This window comes from Agrobacterium sp. 22-214-1, assembly GCF_053522465.1.
Window position 1 is genome coordinate 213,652 of record NZ_JBNWCK010000004.1, and the last position, 18,363, is coordinate 232,014.

Consider the following 18,363-nt stretch of genomic DNA (forward strand, 5'->3'; position numbering starts at 1 on the left):
TTGACCATAACTGAATTGGATGATTGTCTATTTCAGAGACAACAAATTGGAATAATGGATATGAGCACGCTGGATGTGGAGGCCGTCGAAGCCTTCGTTACCATCGCCGATATGCAGAGCTTCACCCGCGCTGCCGAAGCGCTCGGAACCACCCAGGGCGCCATCAGCGTCAAGCTCAAGCGGCTGGAAGACAGGCTTGGCCAGCGGCTGCTCGAACGCACACCGCGCTCAGTGCGGCTCTCAGCGCAGGGCGCGGTGTTTCTGGCGCCCGCCCGCGAGTTTCTCGCTGCGCATGACCGGGCGCTGGCGGGTCTTTCCTCCCCGCGCCGCCGCTTCGGCCTTGGCATCGCCGCCCATGTGGCGGGACCGGAGGTTCCGACCCTGCTTGCACGTCTCAACGACCACGACCCCGGGCTTACGATCGAAGTGCGCATGGATCATTCCCGATCCCTGCTGGACGCCTTCGACCGTGGCGAGATCGATGCGGCAATCATCCGGCGCGAGGACGACCGGCGCGACGGCGAGGTGCTCGGGCCGGAACATTTCGGCTGGTATGCAACCCCGCAATTCGAACACCGTCAGGGTGAACCGCTGCGGCTGGCGGCGCTCTCGCCCGCCTGTGGCGTGCGTGACATCGCCACCCGTGCCCTGGACGCGGCTGCGATTGCGTGGACGGAGGTGTTTCTTGGCGGCACATCGTCGATGGTGACCGCTGCCGTCTCGGCCGGGCTTGCGGTTTCCGCCTTCTCTTCACGCCTCGCACCGCCCGGCACAGTGGAGGTCAGCCAGCGTTTTGGCCTGCCGCCCCTGCCCTCCACGGAAATCATCATGTTCTCCACCCTGACGGACAGCAGATCCCGGGAAGCCTTACGCACGCTCGCCGCCGCCTTTCGCGAACATCGGCCGGGATCGTGACGCAATCCCGCCTGACACCGGCTAAACGCCGAACGCTTCCGGCCTCAGTTTCCCGCCCCTCAGCAGATGTTGCAGCGTATGGGAAACCGAAAGCGCATCATCGAGCGCATCGTGCCCCTGCAATGGCGGATGCTCGACGCCGTAATAATCAGCCAGCCTGTTGCTCGGCGTTTTTGCCAGGTCCTCCACCGGCATTCCCGCTGCAAGCAGAAGTTTGACGGCATTGTCGAAGCGCCCGGCAGGGATGGGCGGCTGTATGCCGGCGACATAACAGCTGATCGCCACCATATTCAGCTCGTCCTTGCCCCATGACCAGCATTGGGCACCTTCCGAGAAACTGTCGAAGCTTGAAAGGGCCTCCTGCAAGGGAACGCCTTCCGCTTCGATGATCTCCCCCGTGATACCCGTCAGCCGGGTGAAGAACGGATCGATCGCATATCTTCCGCCATGACGGTCGACCGGACATATATAGGCCTTATAGGTCCCCAGAAGCGGAAAATCGCCCTCCAGCCCAAGCCTGACGGCGCCAATCTGCGCAATGACCGGATCGGGATCATGAGCCGCACACCAGAACCTGCGCTGGGAACCTTCCAGGCAGAGGAACTCGCAGTCGAATATGATTGCTTTTTTCATCGATGATTCCCCTGTCCTTGAGCAACGACAACAAGCACGATCAGTCTAAGGTAGCCGTGCTTTTCATCCGCTTCCCGGCCTTCAGCAACCGGGACCACCCATGGCTCCAATCAGGCCTCCGCGTGAAAACGCACCGGCATACGCCTAGGCAGACTGAAGCAGGCTGCTCTCCAGCGTTTCGAACGATGTCAGGTTCTGACGGGCCAGTGAAACAACCCACGCGCCCTGCAGCCCGATCACCAGTCTTTCGGCATCGGTCTGCGGATCGTGACTGCCCAGGCGCCTTGCCTGAGCTGCGATCCTTGCGGTCCAGTCGTTGAGAACATCCGCACCGATCTGGCGCAAATCGGGCTTTTCATCGCCGGCCTGAATGATGCTGAGCACCGGGCAACCCATGATACGGCCATTTTCCTGCGAGAGGCGGGCTATCGCACGGCACAGCGCCACCGAGCCCGAAGCGAAGCTCTCCGCGCCCTCGAAACTCGCATCGATCAGCTCTGCCACCTTCCGGCCCGCCCATCGCGTCGCCTCGGCGGCAAGCTGCTCCTTGCCACCGGGAAAATGATAATAGAGAGAGCCTTTCGGCAGGCCCGTCTCCGCGAGAATTTCAGCCAGTCCCACACCCGCATAACCGCGCCGCCGAAACAGCGCGGAGGTGGCCCGTATCAGAGCGTGGCGGTTCTTGCTTTCGTCCATTCACCTGTTTTAAGCGCTGTAGACCGTTTGGTCCAGAGATGTTATTAGACCAAACGGTCCAGGAGGAGGAAGGGATGGATGACTGATATTGCAGAGAGCCGGGAGATCGACATTGTTTCAGAAGGGCACAGGCTCGCCGGCCGGTTCTTTCCGCCCAGGGGACCAGCCCGCGCGCATCTTGTCCTTCACGGCGCAACGGGTGTTCCGGCGCGCTATTACCGCGCCTTCGCCACATGGGCGGCCGCTCAGGGCATCGGTGTCCTGACCTATGATTATCGCGATTTCGGCGCATCCCGACAACGCTCCGTCCGCGAAAGCCGGGCCACGATGGCCGACTGGGGAATTGCCGATCAGACGGCAGCCGAGGCCGCACTTTGCCAGATCGCACCGGAAGGCCCCCTCTGGCTGCTCGGCCATTCCCTCGGCGGGCTGACATTTCCTTTTCGACGCCATGACGAACGGCTTGAGCGTGTCATCACCATCGGTTCGGGCTTTGCCCATGTCAGCGACCATCCATGGACCTATCGGCCCACGGTCATCGCCTTCTGGTATCTGCTCGGGCCTGTCAGCACGACACTCGCGGGCTACCTTCCAGGCCGAAGGCTGCTGCTGGGTGCGGATCTACCCGCCGGAATCTACTGGCAATGGCGGCGCTGGTGCACGAGCCGGGATTTCTTCCGGCGCGATATCGGCAAATCGCTGCCAGAACCGGATTTTTCCGCCACCCGCTTCGATCTGCGCATGATGACGATGGCGGACGATGTGGTGGTGCCGCCCGCCGCCGTCTGGCGTTATGCCGACGTTTTCCCGCAGGGAAGCGTCAACCGCAGAACCCTGCGCCCGGAAGAATTCGGTCTCACCTCGCTGCGCCATATCGAGGTCATGTCGGAGCGTGCAGCACCGGCATGGCCGGCGATATTGGGGCTGGAAGAAACGCCCACCGGGAAGGATGCGCATTGATTTTACGGCGCCCGATTGGCCGTGTTCCGGTCCGTGACCGTATCGATCAGCCGGCATAAACCGGGTGCGGCTCCGCCTCGACCGCAAATTTCCCCCTCTGCTTGTCGACAATTCCGGACGGAAAAATTAGCATCACGCGAAACGCCGCAGCGGAGCAATCATGTCACTTCCCCAGAAAATCGGTTTTATCGGAACGGGAGCCATCACCGATGCGATGGTCAGGGGCCTGCTCGCCAGACCTGCCGCCGTGCCGCATGTCATGGTGTCCCAGCGCAGTGCCGATATCTCCGCGAGACTTGCCGCCGATTTCCCGCAGGTGATCGTCTCCGGCGATAATCAGGCAATCGTCGACGGCTGCGATACCGTCATGCTGGCTATCCGGCCGCAGATCGCTGAAGAAGTCATCCGGCCCCTGCGGTTCCGGGACGGGCAGAAGATCGTCAGCGTCGTTGCCGCAACCGGCCGTGAGGCGCTTCTGGACTGGATCGGCGCGGATGTGCGTCTCAGCCAGGCGATCCCGCTGCCCTTCGTTGCCCGGCGCAAGGGCGTCACCGCCATTTATCCTGCCGATACGGATACGGCTGCTATTTTCAACGTGCTCGGCAATGCGGTGGAATGCGAAACCAAGGCGGAATACGATCTTCTGGCCGCCGCCAGCGCTTTGATGGCCACCTATTTCGGCATCATGCAAACGACGACGGAATGGCTTGCCGAGAACGGTCTGCCGGAAGAAAAGGGGCGAGCTTATCTCGCACCCCTCTTTGCCGGCCTCTCCGAGGTGGCCCTGCTTGCCGGCAGCAGGACGGATTTCATCGATCTCAGCCGTGAATTCGCCACCAAAGGCGGCCTCAACGAGCAGGTGCTGCTGGATTTCGACGGCAAGGGCGGTTCGGGGGCGCTGAAAGATGCGCTGAGCCGTGTGCTGGAGCGGATTACGCAATAATCGGACAATCGCATGGCAACAACGAAAAAGGGGCCTTTTCGGCCCCTTTCCGTTTTACGCCTTTCCCGGACGGTTGATTGTGAGGAAGTGCCGCACCACCGGCTTTTCCAGCCCGGAATGATAAGCCAGCACCTTGCCCTGCAAATCCGCATCGGCATGGGAAACGCGCTTGTGCTGGCGCAGATGCTCGGCCCAGGATTCCACCATGAACCATTCGACGATCTTCTGCGGATCGGCGGAGTCTTCCGTCACACCCCAGCCATAGGCGCCATCGCGCCGGCGTTCCTGCGAAAGCTCATCCAGTGCATGCAGGAAAGCGGAGCGGTGATGCTTTTCGACATTATATTCGATGAGGATCAGAACCGGGCCGCGATCATGGGCCACCGGCTCGGCAACGAGCGGTTCGGGCCAATGGTTGGACGGCACCATATCCGCATCGCCCGCAGGCAGTTTCAGGCGGTGCATGACGAGACCGGCAATGAAAAGGCCGGCCGCACCGATGAGCAGCGTGCCCGGCACGCCCGCCGCCTCGCCCACCGCACCCCAGCCGATGCTGCCCGCTGTCATCGCACCGTTGAAGACGGTGAGATAGACGGCGAGACCGCGGCCGCGTACCCAGTTCGGCAAGATCGCCTGGGCTGCGCCATTAAGCGTTGTCAGCGCCGTGATCCAGGCACCGCCGAGAAACAGCAGGATGACGATGGCAAGCCATTTTGGCGGCGCGAAGGACAGGCCGGCCATGACGAGCGCGGTGGTGAGAGCCGCACCCAGCAGCAGGGCATCGGCATCGAACCGGTCGCGCAGCTTCGGCATGACCAGCGCACCGCCGATGGCGCCGGCCCCGACAGCACCGAGCAGGATACCGTAGAAGCTTGCATTTCCGCCGAGCAATTGCCGGGCGACCAGAGGCAGCAGCGCCCAGACGGCACTGGCAAAAGCAAAGAAGATTGCTGCCCGCAACAGGACGACATGCAGCGGCCGGCTGGCGCGGGTGTAACGAAGGCCTGCCCGGAATGCGCCGAAGAAACCTTCGGCCAGTGCATCATTGGCGTTCTTTGCCCGCGGCCACCATAGAAGCGCGGCGATGACCACGAAATAGCTTGCGACATCGGCGCCATAGGTGAAGGCCGCCCCGAAGGCCGCAAGAAGGATGCCGCCGGCGGCGGGACCGATGGAACGGGCGATGTTGATGCCCAGCGAGTTCAGCGCCACGGCGCTTTTGATATCCTCACGTTTCACCAGTTCCGGCACGATGGCCTGCCAGGTCGGCCCCATCAGCGCCGCACCGATGCCGCCGAGGAAGGTGAGCCCGATCAGCGCGCTGACGGACAACAGGCCGGTATGGGAAAGAACCATGAGGGTGACGCTGACCGAGGCCAGCAGAAGCTGCACGGCGATCAGGAATTTGCGGCGGTCGAGAATATCGGTCAGCACGCCGGCCGGGATCGCCAGAAGAAAGATCGGCAGGGTTCCGGCCGCCTGAACCATGGCGACGGCCGCCGGCGAGGCGGAAAGATCGGTCATCAACCATGAACTGGCGACATCACGCATGAAACTGCCGGTATTGCCGAGCACCGTCGCCGCCCAGAGGACCGCGAAAACCGGTTGTGCAAGGGGAGCAAAGCTGCTCGCGGAGGATTTTGCGGCACTCATTTGCCTGTTCCTTTCGTGAGATCGATTGCGGCGACGATGATGAAGGCGCCGGCAAGGCCAAGATGTTCGAAGAAGGCGTTGGTGGCCATCATGCGGTCCATGCCGGGCGCCATTTCCCAGAAGCGGAGAGCGATGAAGGTGGCGAGAAGCGTGAAGCCTGCAAGCGCCAGCGCACCGGCCCAGCGCAGGAAGCCCGACACCACCAGAGCGGAGGCGGTGAGCTCGAACAGGATGACGACGACAGCGAATGCGACCGCCGGCTGAAGGCCAAAATGGTTCATCTCCGCAATCGCACCGGGAAAGTCGAAGATCTTGGTCAGCGGCCCCTGAATATAGGCCGAGCAGAGCGCCAGAAGCGCTAGGGTTTTTGTGGCGGGTGCGGCAACGATATCCGCGAGAAGCCCGCGAAGGCGAAGGGTTGAAGACGGCTCGGTCATTTTCTGCTCCTGCGATCTGGCCGGTCGGTTCGAGCGGCGCTGCGTTCATCTGATGGAGCGATATTGGCGCAAAGGATTACCGCCAACAATTGCATCAATAGTTTCGATATAATTGCGTAATTTGCAACATTATCCCATTCACGCCAGGCCGGGCAGCAGCTATCCGCTGCCCGGTGGATTTTTGTGTTGGCCGGGCTCAGACTGCCCAGCAGGAGCAGCCCAGCGCTCCGAAAAAGCCCTTCAGATCGGCAATCGGCAATTTCGACGTCCATGCGCCGGCGTGGTCGTGGCCGTGAACGCCGCAATCATTGGCACAGCCGCAGGAGGAGATGGCTGCGCGTCTGAGCGAATTCTTTCCAGCGCCCTGCGGCTCTCCCCAGGCGGCATAACCGCCGAAGGTTCGCACAGGCGACCAGTCGGGCATGGCCGGCGGAATATTGCTTTCATCCAGCTTTCTGAAGTCACCGGCGCCATAAACGATCTTGCCGCCCACCATGGTCAGTTCCGAGGTGAGAAAGGAAATCTCATCTTCCGCGCAGGAGAAATAATCCTTGTCCGGCACCACGAGATCGGCGAACTGGCCTTTTTCGATGCGGCCCTTCTTGCCCTCCTCGTTCGAGAACCAGGTGACTTTTTCGGTCCACATGCGCAGCGCCGTCTCGCGGTCGAGGCAATTGGCGCGCGGATAAAGCTGCATGCCGCCGACCGTCTTGCCCGTCACCATCCAGAACAGCGACACCCAGGGATTATAGGAGGCGACGCGCGTTGCATCCGTACCGGCCGAAACGTTCACGCCCTTTTCCAGCATCCGCGCAATCGGCGGCGTGGCTTCCGCCACGCCCTGACCATAACGCTCGACGAAATATTCGCCCTGATAGGCCATGCGGTGCTGGGTGGCGATGCCACCGCCAAGGGCTGCGATACGGTCGATGGAGCGGTCGGAGATGGTTTCGGCATGATCGAAGAACCAGTTCAGGCCTTCGAGCGGGATATCCCGGTTGACCTTTTCGAAGACATCGAGCGCCCGCGAAATCGTCTCGTCATAGGTGGCGTGCAGACGCCACGGCCAGCGGTTTTCCGCCAGAATGCGGACGACGTCTTCGAGCTCGCCTTCCATTTCCGGCGGCATGTCCGGGCGCGGCTGGCGGAAATCCTCGAAATCGGCAGCGGAAAAGACCAGCATTTCGCCTGCGCCATTGTGCCGGAAATAGTCGTTGCCCTGCTTGTATTTGACCGACGAAGTCCAGTTGAGGAAATCTTCCTTCTCCTGTTTCGGCTTCTGCGTGAAGAGGTTGTAGGCCAGCCGAACCGTCATCTGGTTCTCATCCGACAGTTTCTGGATCACCTCGTAATCGTCAGGGTAATTCTGGAAGCCGCCGCCCGCATCGATCACGCCGGTCACGCCCAGCCGGTTCAGCTCGCGCATGAAGTGGCGGGTGGAATTGACCTGATAATCGAGCGGCAGCTTCGGCCCCTTGGCAAGCGTCGAATAGAGGATGCCGGCATTCGGCTTGGCGAGCAGCAGGCCGGTCGGATTGCCGTTCGCGTCGCGAGTGATCTCGCCGCCGGGCGGGTTCGGCGTATCCTTGGTGTAACCGACGGCGCGAAGCGCTGCGCCGTTCAGCAGCGCCCGGTCGTAAAGATGCAGCAGGAAGACCGGCGTATCCGGCGCCACCGCATTGATTTCCTCGATGGTCGGCAGGCGCTTTTCGACGAATTGATGCTCGGTGAAACCGCCCACGACGCGCACCCATTGCGGGGCTGGCGTGATCGCCACCTGACGCTTCAGCATGTCCATGGCATCGGCAAGCGAGCGCACGCCGTCCCAGCGCAGTTCCATATTGAAGTTCAGGCCACCGCGCACGACGTGGGTGTGGTTGTCGATCAGGCCGGGCAGAACCCGCTTGCCCTTCAGGTCGATGATCTTCGTATCCGGCCCGGCAAGGGCCATGACCTCGGCGTCGCTTCCCACCTCCAGAAACAGGCCGTCCTTGATGGCGACTGCCGTTGCATTCGGATTGCCGCGGTCGAGCGTCGTGACGCGGCCGTTGTGAAGGATCGTATCTGGATGCATGGAAGAACCTCCGGTCTTGATGGGATCAGCGGCCTTAGCCGGTGAAAACAGATTCGGAAAGGCAAGGCTCGAGGCCGCGCCAAGAAAGGTGCGTCGTGTCGGCATCAGCTTCTCTCCCGCTCGGTCGGCTGTTTAACTTCGGCGAGACCCGTGGTTTCAGCGCCACCCTTCGGCATATGGCCGAACATGTGCGGCTTGATCTGGTTGATCCACGAAACGACGGCCGGTTCCTTGCCGGCAATCGTCTTCGCGAAGGGAATGATCTGCTCTCCAACCAGGATGCCGAGCAGGCCGACGAGGGCGATGACGGGCGGTGCGGGAGAACGCACATTGAGCAGGCTGTAGACGATGCCGACCAGCAGGCCGGCGCCAAGGGACAGAAGATAGACTTTCATGGGAACCTCCTGATGGGTGAAAGCCGCACCGGGCTGGATGACGATCCTGCCGGCGCGGCGTGGTTGAAAGCTTATTTCTTGGCCGGGTTGGGGCCGATGCGCTTGCCGTGCTTGACGCGTTCTTCACCGCCATGGACATGGGTGACGGCATAATCGATGCCCATGCCGTAGGCGCCGGAATGTTCCTTCACCAGTGCAGTGACGGCGTCATAGGTTTCCTTGCGTGCCCAGTCGCGCTGCCATTCGAGCAGCACCTGCTGCCAGGTCACGGGAATGATGCCGGCCTGCACCATGCGGTCCATGGCATATTTATGCGCATCGACGGAGGTGCCGCCGGAGGCGTCCGCCACCATGTAGATTTCGTAATCCGCGACATCGTGGAGTGCGGAGAGCGCGAAGGTGGTGTTGCACACTTCCGTCCAGAGGCCGGAGACGACGATCTTCCTGCGGCCGGCCGCCGCATTCTTCGCCAGCGCATCGCGGACATTCTGGTCGTCCCAGGAGTTCATCGAGGTGCGCTCGAGAATGTCGTTTTCCGGGAAGACCGCGAGCAGCTCCGGAAAGGTGTTGCCGGAGAAGCTTTCCGTTTCGACCGTGGTGATGGTCGTCGGGATATTGAAAATCTTTGCCGCCTTGGCGAGGCCGACGACATTGTTCTTCAGGGTCTGGCGGTCGATCGACTGCACACCGAAAGCCATCTGCGGCTGCTGGTCGATGAAGATGAGCTGGCTGTTGGCGGGGGTAAGGACTTCGAGCTTGGACATTTTCAGTTCTCCGTTCAGGTGGTGGTTGCCGGTCTGCGGCGGTGGAAATTGAGAAGGCTTCGCCGGCCGGCTGCCCGGCGGGGGCAGCCGTCTTGAAAAGCGAGGATCTATCTTGGTCAGTGGATGCGGATCAGAGACCCGCTTTATGCTGCAAGCGGAGCGAGGTTCGCCTCGATCTGGTTGCGGAAAGGCTCGTAGCGGTTCGGCAGCTTGAGCGCTTCGCCCAGATGCGCGGTATCCTCGTCGCGGTCGAAACCGGGTTCATTGGTGGCGATCTCGAACAGGATGCCGCCCGGCGTGCGGAAATAGATCGCCCAGAAATAATCGCGGTCGATGACGGGCGTGACCTGATAGCCCGTATCCATCAGCGCCTTGCGCACTTCCAGCTGCTTCTCGCGGTTTTCGACTGCGAAGGCGATATGGTGGACCGAGCCCGCTCCCGAACGGGCAAAGGGTGTCTTGGGCAGGGCCGCAAGATCGATCGTATCTGCCCCGTTGCCGCCGGGAATGACGAAACGCGTCACATTGCCTTCAACATCAGTCCGCTCATAACCCATGAAACGCAGCAGTTCTTCGGTTGCGGCAGTGTCATGCAAATTGAACCGTGCGCCGGTGAAACCGCGTATGGCGTTGTCTTCGGAAATTCCCTCGGCCAGCCAGGCAGCACGGGCGTCGTCGCCTGTTTCGATCAGAGCAAGACCATCGCCATCGGGGCCGGTGAAGCGCAGGCGATTGGCGCCGAAGACCGTGTCGGCCTGAACGCCGGCAGCGCCTTTGGCAAGGAGACGCTCTTTCCAGAAACCCAGCGAACCCTTCGGAATGGAAAACTGCGTCTCGCCCACTTCGCCGACGCCGGGACGGCCGGCCATCATGTTGGCGAAGGGAAAATAGGTCATGACCGTGCCGGGCGTTCCCTTTTCGTCGCCGTAATAAAGGTGATAGACGCTGGGTTCGTCGAAGTTGACGGTTTTCTTCACCCGGCGCAGGCCGAGCGTATCGGTGAAGAAACTGTTGTTCTGCCGCGCATCCGACGCCATGGAGGTGACGTGGTGCAGGCCCTTGATATCCTTGATCATCGTCGGCGCCTTTCGTCTTTGGTGTGTCCGTTTCGATGGACAAAGATGTAACCCGCTTGATTGCATCGCGGAATTGCAATATTTTTCTCGAATGAATTGCGATTTTTGAAATAATGGCGATGAACGATCATAAAGCTCTCAAAACCTTTCTGATGGCGGCCGAAAAGCGCAACTTCGCGCAGGTCGCCCGCGAACTGGGCATGACGGCAGCTGCCGTCACCCGTGCGATTGCCGCGCTTGAAGACGATCTGGGTGTGCAATTATTCGTCCGCACTACCCGGCAGGTTTCCTTGACGACGGACGGGGCCGTCTTCGCCGCACAGATCCAGCCGGCGGTCGAGGCCCTGGAGAATGCCCGGCGCGATGTCCGCAACGCCCATAAGGCCGATGAGGGGCGTCTGAGGATCAGCGCGCCGACATGGCTCGGCAAGACGGTGCTGCCGCCGATTCTGTCCGGCTTTCGGGAACGCTATCCGAAGATGTGCTTCGAGATTTCGCTCTCGGACGGCTTGGTCAATATCGTGGATGACGACTACGATCTGGCGATCCGCATTTCGTCGGCTCCATCGGACAAATTCACCATCTGGCGCAAGATCAGGGCCGTGCCGAGAATATTGGTGGCGGCCCCAGGCAGCCGGTTCACGCAGATGGAACATCCGGGCGAGCTGACCCCTGACGATTGCCTTGCCTATAGCGGTGAAAGCCGGCGGGAGAACTGGGTCCTGTCAGATGGCGGATCGAGCATCGCCATCTCGGCCGGCCGCGCATTCAGCGCCAATAGCGGTGAGGTTCTGGCCGATATGGCAGCGGAAGGTGCCGGTGTGGCCCTGCTGCCGGGATTTAATATCGCCGAACATATCCATAGCGGCCGGCTCGTTCATGTGCTGCCCGGCTGGGCGCCGCCCGAACTCTGGCTGACGCTTTATTATCCGCCCTATCAGGCGCTGCCACCCCGCATTGCGACTTTCTCGAAATTTTTCGAAGAGCAGTTGCCGGCGCATATGGTGATGCTGGACTAGAGCCGGCAGCCTCACACTGCCGACGCGCACGAGCGCGCCGGCCTGCGCCTGGTATAATGTGGCGGCAGCTGATAGCCTGGGCTGCCGCACATTTTCATGATCGGCTTCTACGCCAGATGCTGATTGAAGAAGGCGGCGATCCGGTCGAACGGGATCTTGTCGGCGCGATCATAAAGGTCCGTATGGTTGGCGTCCGGAATGATCACGAGTTCCTTCGGTTCGGCAGCCGCAGCGAAAGCGGTCTCGCTGAAATAGCGGGAATGCGCTTTCTCCCCATGGATGAACATCACCGGGCGCGGCGATATTTCGGCAATGTAAGTCAGGATCGGCATGTTCATGAACGACAATGGCGTCGTCTGCGTCCAGGAATTGCCCGAGTTGACGGCACGCGCATGGTAACCGCGCGGTGTCCGGTAATAGTCGTGATAATCAATCAGGAACTGCGCTTCGCCACCCTTGAGATCGTTATAAGGGGGTTGATAGGCCGGGCTTCCCTTTTCCGCATCCTGCCAGCGCTGCCGGCTCATCTGCTCCAGCGCCTGCGTGCGCTGTTCGAGGGTAACGCTGTCGTTGTAGCCTTTGGACATCACCCGCGTCATGTCATACATGGTGCTGGCCACGACTGCCTTCACGCGCTTGTCCACTGCGACGGCATTCAGCGCCATGCCGCCCCAGCCGCAGATGCCGATGACGCCGATACGCTCGCGATCCACATAGGATTGCAGCCCGATATAGTCGACCGCGGCACTGAAGTCCTCGGTATTGATATCCGGCGACGCGACGTTCCGGGGCTCACCGCCGCTTTCTCCGGTATAGGACGGATCGAACGCCAGCGTGGCAAATCCGCGCTCTGCCATGGTCTGTGCATAAAGGCCGGACGACTGTTCCTTCACGGCACCAAAGGGACCGCTGATGACAAGAGCAGCCAAAGGCGCAGCTCCGCGGTTCTTTGGCAGGTAAAGATCGCCTACGAGAGTGATGCCGTAGCGGTTCCTGAACGAGACCTTCTGGTGGTCGACATCGTCGCTCTTCGGGAAGACCTTGTCCCACGTCGAGGTTTGGGCGAAGGCCTGTGTCGTACCCGCCATCGGCACCATGCCCATTGCGGCGACGGCGATGCCCGTTGCCTTCATCAGGTTGCGCCTGCCGGTATTGCAGGTTTCACTCGTTTCGATTGGCTTGCTCATGCTGGGAACTCCTGTGGTTCGGTTCATTGGACGCGTTCAATGCGCAGCGGAAATTCCCCGGGGATATGGAGCGCTTCATAACCTTCATCGAAGCGTCCCAGCCGGATGAGGCCGGGATGCCTGTAGTCGGCATAGAACATCGCGAGATTGCCCCAGGGCATGTAATAACAAAGGTCGTAAGGCCGCTCGTTGTCGAACGGACCATGGCCTTCGACTGTCAACTTTCGAGGGAGATAGGCGATCTTCTCGTTGGAGCCGAAGTCGACGATCTTGAGATCGAGCGGAAGCATGGATGCAAAATCGCGCGCCGACGGATTGTCGTAGAGCGTCGCCATCATCGTGTTTTCTCCGAAGGTCAGTTTGATCTTCACGTCGCTCCACTCCTGATCGTTAGGGCTGTTTTTGCTCAAAGCCCGCACGGGCAAAATGAACGCGACGGCCATCGCCAGCAGGACGCGTCTGGAGGAAGAGGTGAGGCGAACATTCATGATGGCCTCCGCGCCAGCCGCCAGGCGACAAAAGACGCAAGCGAGGAGCCGCAGAGCAGCAATGCGCTCAACGTGAAGGCGGACCACCAGCCGAAACTGTCGAATAAAATTCCGCCGACAGAGGCCCCCGCCGTGATCGCCAGTTGAATGACCGCAACCTGCAGCCCGCCGCCGGCCTCGGCATCATCGGGCAGAATGCGGCTCAGCCAGGTGCCCCAGCCAACCGGTGCGGCGGTTCCAAGAAAACCCCAGCCGACAAGGGCGGCGACGACTGGACGTTCCGCTTCGCCAAAGACGACCATGGAGAGCGCGATACCGGCCATCATCATCGGAATGACCACAAGAATGCTGAAGAGACGGCGTTGCAGCAGCCGACCGATGACCCATGTTCCCACCGCTCCGGCCAATCCCATCACCAGCAGAAGCAGCGACAGCACCGTGATTTCGACCCGCGTGACCTGTTCGAGAAAGGGCCGCAGATAGGTGAAAAGTGCGAACTGCCCCATGAATAACAGCAGGATCGCGATCATGCCCGCTGCGACGGCTGGACGTCCAAGCAGCCTGAAGACATTCGTGGATGCGCAGTCGCGCCGCGGCGGGAGTTCCGGCAGGACGATCCATTGCCACAGGAGCGCAAGCAGGCCGATCGGCACGACAAGAAAGAAGGCGCCGCGCCAGCCGATATAGGCGCCCAGCAGGCTGCCGAGCGGGGCGGAAACCGTTGCCGCGACCGCATTGCCGGCATTCAGCAGGGCAAGCGCTTTCGGCACCTGGGCATGGGAGACAAGACGCATCACGATGGCGGTGGACATCGACCAGAAGCCGCCGATCGAAATGCCGAGCAAGGCGCGGCCAAGCATCAGAACCGGGAAAGACGGTGCAAGGGTGACCACTATGCCGGACAACATCAGCAGCGCCGTCAGGCCGAGCACGACAACACGCCGGTCGAGCCGCCGGGTCAGGCCGGCAATGAACAGGCTGGTGATGACCGCAAAGATGCCGGAGACGGAGATCGCCTGCCCCGTATTGCCTTCCGAAACACCGAGATCGGCGGCGATCGGCGTCAGCAGGCTGACGGGCATGAATTCCGAAGCGATCAATACGAAGGCGCAGAGCGTCATGCAAAGCACGGCGCTCCATGCCGCGCGCCTGCTGCCCATCTCTTCGTCATAAGTGAGTGTCATTCGCCCAGATCCCACTAAAATCCCGGTTTCTTTCAATGGCGGCAAGATATTGCCGGGCGACTTTGCGGACAATCCATGCTAATTCGCATGGACTTATCGAAATTCAATATTAATTGGTGAGGTTTGATGCAGCGAGAGGACATGAAGGATCTCCTCTGGTTCATGGAGGTTGCGAAGGAGCGGAGCTTCACAAAGGCTGCGGCGACGCTTGGAACATCGCAGTCGACATTGAGCTACACAATCAAGCAGCTGGAAGCCCGGCTGGGCGTGCGGCTCCTGACGCGGACGACACGCAGCGTGGCCACCACGGAAGCCGGCGAGCGCCTGTTTTGGTCCATCGCTCCGCGATTTCAGGGGATCGAGGCGGATCTGGCGGACCTCGTCGCCTTTCGTGAAAAACCCTCAGGCACCGTGCGCCTCACATTGTCCGATCACGCCCTGCAAACGACCGTCTGGCCGAAGCTGAGCCGCGTGCTCACCAACTATCCTGACATCCATGTCGAACTCTATAGCGACAATGGCATGCGCAATATTGTCGAGGACCGCTTCGATGCCGGCGTGCGACTGGGTGAGAGCGTCGACAGGGACATGATTGCCGTCAGGATCGGTCCGGACTGGCGTCTCCGGGCCGTGGCTTCGCCGGACTATTTCGCCAGACACGGCATCCCTGCCACACCCCAGGATCTGGTCGGCCATGTCTGCATCAATACGCGTCAGGCCACCTGGGGCGGATTTTACACCTGGGAGTTTGAAAAGGACGGGCGAGAACTGCGGGTCAGAGTTGACGGGCAACTCAGCTTCAACTCATCGATCTCCCAGATCGACGCGGCGATGAAAGGCTACGGGATCGCATATATTCCCGAAGACCTTGTCGAGGAGCACATCGCCGAAGGGAGATTGCAGGCGGTTCTGGACAATTGGAGCGCACCCTTCACCGGCTATCACCTCTATTACGCCAGCAGGCGCCAGATGTCTCCGGCGATGAAGGTAATCATCGAAGCCCTGCGCCATCATGCCTGATACCGGGGATTGAAGTCTTACCCAGGGGCAGCTGGGTCAAACCAAACCAGCCCGTCATTGGTGGCGGGTCATTGCGCCTTGGACACCCGGTTTCCCCCATCGGCACATCGCCGAATCATCGCACGAGCCGTGCCCGCCCGTCCGAAGCATTGCCGTGGCCCGGAAACCGGAAATAACAGCTTCCGCTTTAAAAAAACCAACTACACGGCACCCGAAATAAAGGCGACAAAGCAAAGCATTGTCCGATTCTGGCAGCCGTTACATAGGTGGGTCAGCTCCCGGCAAGAAGCGCAGGACAGTTTTAGACGAATATAACGGTCAAACCCGTGCGCTCTCGCCCCTCCAAACGGACACTACTTATCCGTGAGCGGTCACGTCTGATTGCCCGCAGTGGAAGCTGATCGAATCGACAGTTAGCTTCGTGATTTTATACTCTATAAGACTCTAAGATACGCAAACATCAAGAATAAAATGCGCCGCCTCCAAATATTAACTAGGCTTTAAATGTTGGCCTGATATGACACGCACGTCGCGAAAATCTTAAGCGGCAGAAATTATTAAGCGGCATTCGCACAAGCTAGCGTGGAAAATCCGGGCCCCCTTCTCCGGCTCGAATTGCATGATGCGTTTCCAGCGCAGGTTCACATGAGCCATGTTCTCCACAATTTCGCTTTATTTGCGGATGTCGGACCGCTGTCATCACGGGCAGTGTCTGGCAGCAGATAGGCGTGACCAGTCGCCATCCGGTAAAGGACACGTTCATGACTTCGATTCTCTCCTCACTGTCTGCTGTGCAGATTTCCAAGCTTTCCACCTCCACGATCGCCAGCCTAACCTCGGAAGACGTGAATGCGCTGGACAGCACCAAGATCAAGGCCCTCTCGTCGTCTCAGATCGCTTCTTTGAGCACAGATAACCTTGCTCTTTTCAGCTCTGAAGATCTCCGCGCCATTTCGGTAAGCGCCTTCAAGGGCCTGACGCTGACCCAGATCGCAAAGCTGAGCTCGGCTCAGATCAGCGGCCTGTCGGCGTCTCAGGTTACGGCGCTTTATACCAGCCAGATCGACGCCCTCTCAACCGACCAGATCAAGGCTCTCAACTCGGCTCAGGTCGCCGGTCTCAGCTCCGCACAGGTTGCGACCCTCAACAGCAGTGAACTGGCGCTGTTCTCTTCCGACGAAATCAAGGCCATCAGCGCCAACGCCATCGCCGGCCTGTCCGCAGCAGCGCTCGCTGCTCTCAGCACCGAAAACGCCGCCGCCCTGACAAAGTCTCAGATCGCCGCCCTGTCTTCGACGCAGCTTAACGCCCTGTCCTCCGATAGCCTTGCCACCTTCTCCGCCGACGAGATCAAGGCTATCAGCACCAAGCTCCTCGCCGGCCTCGACGTCAGCAAGCTGAGCACCGGCAACATCGCCGCCCTGAGCAGAACGCAGATTTCGGCGCTTTCTTCCGCACAGTTCGCGGCCCTCTCGACGGACCAGATCAAGGCCCTCAACTCCGATCAGGTCGCCGGTCTCAGCTCCGCTCAGGTCGCAACCCTGAACAGCAGCGAGCTGGCACTGTTCTCGACCGATGAAATCAAGGCCATCAGCGCCAATGCAGTCGCCGGCCTTTCCCTGGCTGGTCTCGGGACTGAAAACGCCGCCGCCCTGACCAAGACGCAGATCGCCGGCCTGTCTTCGACACAGCTTAACGCCCTGTCTTCCGAGAGCCTTGCCACTTTCTCCACCGATGAAATCAAGGCCATCAGCACCAAGGCCCTCGCCGGCCTCGACGTCACCAAGCTGAGCACCGGAAACATTGCCGCGCTGAGCAGAACGCAGGCGGCGGCACTGTCCTCTGCACAGTTTGCAGCCCTGTCGACCGACCAGATCGCGGCCCTCAACTCCGATCAGGTCGCAGGCCTTAGCTCCGCACAGATCGCGACCCTCAGCAGCAGCGAACTGGCACTGTTCTCGACCGACGAGATCAAGGCGATCAGCGCTAACGGCATTGCCGGTCTTTCCGCCGCTGCACTCGCCGCTCTCAGCACCGAAAATGCCGCTGCACTGACCAAGACGCAGATCGCCGGCCTGTCTTCGACGCAGCTTAATGCCCTGACTTCCGATAGCCTTGCCACCTTCTCCACCGACGAGATCAAGGCCATCAGCGCCAGAGCCCTTGCCGGCCTCGACGCCAGCAAGCTGAGCACCGGCAACGTCGCCGCCCTGAGCAGAACGCAGGCCGCAGCACTGTCCTCGGCACAGTTCGCAGCCCTGTCGACCGACCAGATCAAGGCCCTCAACTCCGATCAGGTCGCCGGCCTCAGCTCCGCACAGGTAGCGACCCTCAACAGCAGCGAGCTGGCACTGTTCTCGACCGATGAAATCAAGGCGATCAGCGCCAACGCCGTTGCTGGCCTTTCCGCAGCAGCGCTCGCTGCTCTCAGCACCGAAAATGCCGCTGCACTGACCAAGACGCAGATCGCCGGCCTGTCTTCGGCACAGCTCAACGCCCTGACTTCCGATAGCCTTGCCACCTTCTCGACCGACGAGATCAAGGCGATCAGCACCAAGGCCCTTGCCGGCCTCGACGTCACCAAGCTGAGCACCGGCAACGTCGCTGCCCTCAGCAAAACGCAGATCACGGCACTGTCCTCGGCACAGTTCGCAGCCCTGTCGACCGACCAGATCAAGGCCCTTGGCTCGGAACAGGTTTCCGGCCTCAGCTCCGCTCAGGTCGCAACCCTGAGCAGCGCCGAACTGGCACTGTTCTCGACCGATGAAATCAAGGCCATCAGCGCCAATGCTGTCGCCGGCCTTACCCTGGCTGGTCTCGGCACCGAAAATGCCGCTGCACTGACCAAGACGCAGATCGCCGGCCTGTCTTCGGCACAGCTCAACGCCCTGACTTCCGATAGCCTTGCCACCTTCTCGA

At 60.7% G+C, this 18,363-nt stretch carries 17 protein-coding genes; 6 read left to right on the top strand and 11 right to left on the bottom strand.

The window, feature by feature from the left end; genetic code table 11:
* Positions 1-60 precede the first annotated feature (60 nt).
* Complete coding sequence (locus ACQZ5G_RS17110) at positions 61-915, top strand: LysR family transcriptional regulator (protein ID WP_003522061.1); 855 nt, start codon at positions 61-63, stop codon at positions 913-915.
* Between the two features lie 21 nt (positions 916-936).
* Here the strand turns inward: ACQZ5G_RS17110 and ACQZ5G_RS17115 are convergent, their stop codons facing one another.
* Together ACQZ5G_RS17115 and ACQZ5G_RS17120 are read right to left on the bottom strand one after the other, a co-directional pair.
* Complete coding sequence (locus ACQZ5G_RS17115) at positions 937-1,548, bottom strand: 3'-5' exonuclease (protein ID WP_448738379.1); 612 nt, start codon at positions 1,546-1,548, stop codon at positions 937-939.
* 144 nt (positions 1,549-1,692) lie between these two features.
* On the bottom strand, positions 1,693-2,244 hold the full coding sequence (locus ACQZ5G_RS17120) for a TetR/AcrR family transcriptional regulator (RefSeq protein WP_448738380.1): 552 nt from the start codon (positions 2,242-2,244) through the stop codon (positions 1,693-1,695).
* A 78-nt stretch (positions 2,245-2,322) separates the two neighbouring features.
* Between ACQZ5G_RS17120 and ACQZ5G_RS17125 the strand changes: the two genes are divergently transcribed.
* Both ACQZ5G_RS17125 and ACQZ5G_RS17130 read left to right on the top strand, forming a co-directional pair.
* Positions 2,323-3,204 carry an alpha/beta hydrolase family protein gene (locus ACQZ5G_RS17125; RefSeq protein WP_448738381.1) on the top strand — a complete coding sequence of 294 codons (882 nt, stop codon included), beginning with the start codon at positions 2,323-2,325 and terminating at the stop codon, positions 3,202-3,204.
* Positions 3,205-3,364: 160 nt separating this feature from the next.
* Positions 3,365-4,147 (top strand): pyrroline-5-carboxylate reductase, encoded by a 783-nt coding sequence (locus ACQZ5G_RS17130; protein ID WP_196378858.1) that lies wholly within the window; start codon positions 3,365-3,367, stop codon positions 4,145-4,147.
* 54 nt (positions 4,148-4,201) lie between these two features.
* On the opposite strand, the gene ACQZ5G_RS17135 is transcribed toward ACQZ5G_RS17130, so the two are convergent.
* From ACQZ5G_RS17135 to ACQZ5G_RS17160, 6 genes are all read right to left on the bottom strand, one after another.
* Positions 4,202-5,800, bottom strand: a complete 1,599-nt coding sequence (locus tag ACQZ5G_RS17135) for an MFS transporter (RefSeq protein WP_448738382.1) — start codon at positions 5,798-5,800, stop codon at positions 4,202-4,204.
* The gene (locus tag ACQZ5G_RS17140; protein ID WP_127758126.1) at positions 5,797-6,237 is read right to left on the bottom strand and encodes a DoxX family protein; all 441 of its coding nucleotides are present in this window, start codon (positions 6,235-6,237) and stop codon (positions 5,797-5,799) included. The genes ACQZ5G_RS17135 and ACQZ5G_RS17140 overlap by 4 nt, the downstream gene beginning before the upstream one ends.
* A gap of 196 nt (positions 6,238-6,433) precedes the next feature.
* The gene (locus tag ACQZ5G_RS17145) at positions 6,434-8,416 is read right to left on the bottom strand and encodes an amidohydrolase family protein (protein ID WP_448738383.1); all 1,983 of its coding nucleotides are present in this window, start codon (positions 8,414-8,416) and stop codon (positions 6,434-6,436) included.
* Positions 8,416-8,706, bottom strand: coding sequence for a XapX domain-containing protein (locus tag ACQZ5G_RS17150; protein ID WP_003523921.1), 291 nt, complete (start codon positions 8,704-8,706; stop codon positions 8,416-8,418). Before ACQZ5G_RS17150 ends, ACQZ5G_RS17145 begins: the two co-directional genes overlap by 1 nt.
* Before the next feature lie 71 nt (positions 8,707-8,777).
* Positions 8,778-9,470 carry a hydrolase gene (locus ACQZ5G_RS17155; RefSeq protein ID WP_448738384.1) on the bottom strand — a complete coding sequence of 231 codons (693 nt, stop codon included), beginning with the start codon at positions 9,468-9,470 and terminating at the stop codon, positions 8,778-8,780.
* Between the two features lie 143 nt (positions 9,471-9,613).
* Complete coding sequence (locus ACQZ5G_RS17160) at positions 9,614-10,546, bottom strand: VOC family protein (protein WP_448738385.1); 933 nt, start codon at positions 10,544-10,546, stop codon at positions 9,614-9,616.
* Between the two features lie 119 nt (positions 10,547-10,665).
* On the opposite strand from ACQZ5G_RS17160, the gene ACQZ5G_RS17165 reads away from it, so the two are divergent.
* Entirely contained in the window at positions 10,666-11,565 is a 900-nt protein-coding gene (locus ACQZ5G_RS17165; protein WP_448738386.1) for a LysR family transcriptional regulator, read from the top strand.
* A gap of 107 nt (positions 11,566-11,672) precedes the next feature.
* Here the strand turns inward: ACQZ5G_RS17165 and ACQZ5G_RS17170 are convergent, their stop codons facing one another.
* Genes ACQZ5G_RS17170 through ACQZ5G_RS17180 form a run of 3 tightly spaced genes read right to left on the bottom strand, consistent with a single transcriptional unit; the run spans position 11,673 to position 14,424 of the window.
* Positions 11,673-12,752 carry an alpha/beta hydrolase gene (locus ACQZ5G_RS17170; RefSeq protein ID WP_448738387.1) on the bottom strand — a complete coding sequence of 360 codons (1,080 nt, stop codon included), beginning with the start codon at positions 12,750-12,752 and terminating at the stop codon, positions 11,673-11,675.
* A gap of 23 nt (positions 12,753-12,775) precedes the next feature.
* Entirely contained in the window at positions 12,776-13,240 is a 465-nt protein-coding gene (locus ACQZ5G_RS17175) for a cyclophilin-like fold protein (RefSeq protein WP_448738388.1), read from the bottom strand.
* Positions 13,237-14,424, bottom strand: a complete 1,188-nt coding sequence (locus ACQZ5G_RS17180; RefSeq protein WP_448738389.1) for an MFS transporter — start codon at positions 14,422-14,424, stop codon at positions 13,237-13,239. Before ACQZ5G_RS17180 ends, ACQZ5G_RS17175 begins: the two co-directional genes overlap by 4 nt.
* A gap of 126 nt (positions 14,425-14,550) precedes the next feature.
* On the opposite strand from ACQZ5G_RS17180, the gene ACQZ5G_RS17185 reads away from it, so the two are divergent.
* Positions 14,551-15,444, top strand: a complete 894-nt coding sequence (locus ACQZ5G_RS17185; protein ID WP_448738390.1) for a LysR family transcriptional regulator — start codon at positions 14,551-14,553, stop codon at positions 15,442-15,444.
* Between the two features lie 761 nt (positions 15,445-16,205).
* Positions 16,206-18,363 (top strand): ice nucleation-like protein (locus ACQZ5G_RS17190; RefSeq protein ID WP_448738391.1); only part of this gene is annotated, 2,158 nt, incomplete at its 3' end.

What these genes read in the sequence shown, in the direction of transcription:
- ACQZ5G_RS17145 (WP_448738383.1), bottom strand. Translation starts at nt 8,416, where the DNA reads ATGCCGACACGACGCACCTTTCTTGGCGCGGCCTCGAGCCTTGCCTTT.
- ACQZ5G_RS17120 (WP_448738380.1), bottom strand. Translation starts at nt 2,244, where the DNA reads ATGGACGAAAGCAAGAACCGCCACGCTCTGATACGGGCCACCTCCGCG.
- ACQZ5G_RS17115 (WP_448738379.1), bottom strand. Translation starts at nt 1,548, where the DNA reads ATGAAAAAAGCAATCATATTCGACTGCGAGTTCCTCTGCCTGGAAGGT.
- ACQZ5G_RS17135 (WP_448738382.1), bottom strand. Translation starts at nt 5,800, where the DNA reads ATGAGTGCCGCAAAATCCTCCGCGAGCAGCTTTGCTCCCCTTGCACAA.
- ACQZ5G_RS17125 (WP_448738381.1), top strand. Translation starts at nt 2,323, where the DNA reads ATGACTGATATTGCAGAGAGCCGGGAGATCGACATTGTTTCAGAAGGG.
- ACQZ5G_RS17150 (WP_003523921.1), bottom strand. Translation starts at nt 8,706, where the DNA reads ATGAAAGTCTATCTTCTGTCCCTTGGCGCCGGCCTGCTGGTCGGCATC.
- ACQZ5G_RS17140 (WP_127758126.1), bottom strand. Translation starts at nt 6,237, where the DNA reads ATGACCGAGCCGTCTTCAACCCTTCGCCTTCGCGGGCTTCTCGCGGAT.
- ACQZ5G_RS17165 (WP_448738386.1), top strand. Translation starts at nt 10,666, where the DNA reads ATGAACGATCATAAAGCTCTCAAAACCTTTCTGATGGCGGCCGAAAAG.
- ACQZ5G_RS17180 (WP_448738389.1), bottom strand. Translation starts at nt 14,424, where the DNA reads ATGACACTCACTTATGACGAAGAGATGGGCAGCAGGCGCGCGGCATGG.
- ACQZ5G_RS17160 (WP_448738385.1), bottom strand. Translation starts at nt 10,546, where the DNA reads ATGATCAAGGATATCAAGGGCCTGCACCACGTCACCTCCATGGCGTCG.
- ACQZ5G_RS17175 (WP_448738388.1), bottom strand. Translation starts at nt 13,240, where the DNA reads ATGAATGTTCGCCTCACCTCTTCCTCCAGACGCGTCCTGCTGGCGATG.
- ACQZ5G_RS17170 (WP_448738387.1), bottom strand. Translation starts at nt 12,752, where the DNA reads ATGAGCAAGCCAATCGAAACGAGTGAAACCTGCAATACCGGCAGGCGC.
- ACQZ5G_RS17185 (WP_448738390.1), top strand. Translation starts at nt 14,551, where the DNA reads ATGCAGCGAGAGGACATGAAGGATCTCCTCTGGTTCATGGAGGTTGCG.
- ACQZ5G_RS17155 (WP_448738384.1), bottom strand. Translation starts at nt 9,470, where the DNA reads ATGTCCAAGCTCGAAGTCCTTACCCCCGCCAACAGCCAGCTCATCTTC.
- ACQZ5G_RS17110 (WP_003522061.1), top strand. Translation starts at nt 61, where the DNA reads ATGAGCACGCTGGATGTGGAGGCCGTCGAAGCCTTCGTTACCATCGCC.
- ACQZ5G_RS17130 (WP_196378858.1), top strand. Translation starts at nt 3,365, where the DNA reads ATGTCACTTCCCCAGAAAATCGGTTTTATCGGAACGGGAGCCATCACC.